Source organism: Rhodococcus sp. ENV425 (assembly GCF_002887785.1).
Lineage (GTDB): Bacteria > Actinomycetota > Actinomycetes > Mycobacteriales > Mycobacteriaceae > Rhodococcus > Rhodococcus aetherivorans.
This window is the reverse complement of the sequence record NZ_PCZU01000199.1, coordinates 1-784: the sequence shown is the minus strand read 5'-3', so window position 1 is coordinate 784 and position 784 is coordinate 1. Positions and strand designations below refer to the sequence as shown.

1 protein-coding gene is annotated in these 784 nt (G+C 70.3%); it reads right to left on the bottom strand.

The window, feature by feature from the left end; translation table 11 throughout:
* The coding region (locus CQZ88_RS16615) for an HAD-IC family P-type ATPase (RefSeq protein ID WP_146034322.1) at positions 1 to 784 on the bottom strand (784 nt) is incomplete at both ends.

Below are 784 nucleotides of genomic sequence, written 5' to 3'. Positions count from 1 at the left end.
CCCAGCCGAGATTCTGCCGCATCTTGCGCAGGGTGCCCCGGCCGATGCGCAGCGCGATCGGCACATCCAGCGGGTCCGAACGCATCAGCACCAGGTCGGCGGTTTCGATGGCGACGTCGGTGCCGGCACCGATGGCGATGCCCAGATCCGCCTGCGCGAGGGCCGGGGCATCGTTGACACCGTCGCCGACCATCGCGACCTTCTTCCCGCCGCGTTGCAGTTCGGCGATCTTGTCGGCCTTGTCACCGGGCAGCACCTCGGCGATGACGGTGTCGATGCCCAACTGCCCCGCGATACGCCGGGCCGTGGCCTCGTTGTCGCCGGAGAGCATGACCACCTCGATGCCGAGTTCGTGCAGCGACGCCACCGCCTCGGCCGAGGTCTCCCGGGCGGCGTCGGCCAGGGCGATCACCCCCACGCCGCGGCCGTCGACCGCGACGAGCACGGCGGTGCGTCCCGTCGACGCCAGCTCGTCCCGGCGGTCCATCAGGGATCCGAACTCGACGTTCTCGGCCACCATGAGCTTGCGGTTGCCCACCGCCACCCGCCGGCCCGCCACCTCGGCGACCGCACCGTGGCCGGGTACGTTCCGGAAGTTCTTGAGCGGTGCCCGGGTGATGTCGCGTGCGGTGGCATAACGGACGATGGCTCCGGCGAGGGGATGCTCGGATTCGCGTTCGACCGCGGTCACCAGCGCCAGCAGCTCCTCCTCGTCGACACCGTCGACGACGACGTCGGTGACCTCCGGCTCGCCCTTGGTCAAGGTGCCGGTCTTGTCCATCAC